Source organism: Roseomonas rosulenta, from assembly GCF_016106005.1.
GTDB classification, from domain to species: domain Bacteria; phylum Pseudomonadota; class Alphaproteobacteria; order Acetobacterales; family Acetobacteraceae; genus Neoroseomonas; species Neoroseomonas rosulenta.
Genome location: NZ_JACADR010000449.1, coordinates 1 through 2288, shown reverse-complemented (window position 1 = coordinate 2288; position 2288 = coordinate 1). Strand labels below are relative to the sequence as shown.

At 72.1% G+C, this 2288-nt stretch carries 2 protein-coding genes; both read left to right on the top strand.

Translation table 11 applies throughout. The features are described 5' to 3' along the window. The coding region (dxr, locus tag HW578_RS25655) for a 1-deoxy-D-xylulose-5-phosphate reductoisomerase (protein ID WP_198373545.1) at positions 1 to 985 on the top strand (985 nt) is incomplete at its 5' end. A gap of 27 nt (positions 986 to 1012) precedes the next feature. After that, positions 1013 to 2113: an RIP metalloprotease RseP gene (gene rseP, locus HW578_RS25650; RefSeq protein ID WP_198373544.1), complete on the top strand. Its 1101-nt coding sequence runs from the start codon at positions 1013 to 1015 to the stop codon at positions 2111 to 2113. The last annotated feature ends 175 nt before the right edge of the window (positions 2114 to 2288 follow it).

The following is a 2288-nucleotide window of genomic DNA, read 5'->3' as shown; positions in this document are numbered from 1 at the left end:
GCTGCGCGAGGCGCTGGCCGGGTCCGGCATCGAGACGGCCGCCGGCCCCGAGGCCGTGGTCGAGGCCGCCGCCCGTCCCGCCGACTGGACCATGGCTGCCATCGTGGGCGCGGCCGGACTGCCCGCGACCCTGGCCGCGCTGCGCCGCGGCGGGGTGGTCGCCATCGCCAACAAGGAAGCGCTGGTCTGCGCCGGCGAGATCGTTCTGGCGGTGGCCCGCGCCGCCGGCGCAACTCTCCTGCCCGTCGATTCCGAGCACAACGCCATCTTCCAGGCGCTCGAATCGCGGGGCGGCGGCACCGATCCCTACGCCACGGTCGAGAAGATCGTGCTGACCGCCTCGGGCGGCCCGTTCCGCACCATGCCGATCGAGCAGATGGCCGCGGTCACGCCCGAGGCCGCGGTGAAGCACCCGGTCTGGTCCATGGGGGCCAAGATCAGCGTCGATTCCGCCACCATGATGAACAAGGGGCTGGAACTGATCGAGGCGGTCCGCCTGTTCCCGGTGCCCGAGGACCGGGTCGAGGTGCTGGTCCACCCGCAATCCACCGTCCATGGCCTGGTGCATTATTCCGACGGGTCGGTGATGGCACAGCTCGGCTCGCCCGACATGCGCACGCCCATCGCACATGCCCTGGCATGGCCGGCGCGCATGGCGGCGGCGGTGCCGAAGCTCGACCTGGTCGGGCTCGGGCGGCTCGACTTCTTCGCCCCCGACCCGGTGCGCTTCCCGGCGCTGCGCCTGGCGCGGGAGGCCTTGCGGGCGGGGTGCGGGGCGACCACCATATTGAACGCAGCGAACGAGGTGGCCGTGGGCCTGTTCCTCGACCGGCGCCTGGGTTTCCTCGACATCGCCGCGGTGGTGGAGGAGAGCCTGGCGCGGCTCGGGGCGCCGGCTGCGACAGAACTCGGTGCCATCCTGGCGCTGGATCGCGGTGCACGAGGCGAGGCGGCCAGGATCGCCGCGCAACGCGTCGCGGCCTGACGGCCCGCCGCCAAGGAACTGGACGCGATGGATTTCCTGCCCGACCCCCTCCGCACCATCCTCGCCTTCGCTGTGGTGCTGGGCGTGCTGATCTTCTTCCACGAGCTCGGCCACTACCTGGCCGCGCGCTGGCGCGGGGTGCATGTGGAGCGCTTCTCAGTCGGCTTCGGACGCGCCATCGCCTCATGGAACGACAAGCGCGGCTGCGAATGGCGGATCGGCTGGATACCGCTCGGCGGCTACGTGAAGATGCACGGCATGGAGCATGCCGGGGATACTCCGCCCGAACCGGGCAGCTTCCGCCCCGGCGAGAGCTTCCACGAAAAATCCGTGGGCGACCGCGCGATCGTGGTCGCCGCCGGGCCGGCCTTCAACTTCCTGCTGGCGGCGGTGCTGTTCGCGGCGATCTTCGCCACCTACGGCCGCCCGGTCGGCTCGACCGCGGTGCAGACCGTGGTGGCCGGCTCCGCCGCCGATCGCGCCGGGATGGCGCCCGGCGACCGCATCCTGGCGCTGGATGGCGAGCGGGTGTCGCGCTTCGAACAGCTGCAGCGCCACATCCAGCCGCGCGCCGGCCAGCCGGTCGAGATCCTGCTGCGCCGCGGCGATGCCGAGATCAAGGTCGTGGCCACCCCGGCCGCCCGCCCGGATGACGGGCGCGGCATGCTGGGCGTGACCGGCGGCGCGGTCGAGCGCGAGCGCCTCGACCCCTTCAGCGCGGTGATCCAGGGCACCTGGCACATGGTCTCGGTGTCAGGCCAGACGCTGGTCGGCGTGTGGCAGATGATCAGCGGCGCGCGCGGCGCCGATGAGATCGGCGGGCCGCTGCGGATCGCCCAGCTTTCGGGCGAGGTGGCGGATATGGGCCTGCTGCCGCTGCTCAGCTTCATTGCGATCCTGTCGGTGAACCTGGCGCTGATCAACCTGTTCCCGATCCCGATCCTGGATGGCGGGCACCTGGTGTTCTACGCGGCGGAGGCGATCCGCGGCCGGCCGCTGACCGCGCGGATGCAGGAATACGCTTTCCGCGGTGGCTTCGCGCTGCTGGTCACGCTCATGGTCTTCGCGACCTGGAACGACCTGACGCAGCTTGGCGTGGTGCGCTGGATCAGCGGGCTGATCGGGTAGCGGGGCAGGGCGCCCGCCCGGGTCGGCCAAGGATGCGCCACCGCTCAGGGAACCGATGAGCACGGTTCAACGGATCACGCGCTTGCGCGATCCGGGAGCGGACCGCGCGACCGCGCCCCAACCGACCGCCGCGCCGGGCGCGCCCGTGCACGGCGCGCAAGCCAAGCCGGCGCCC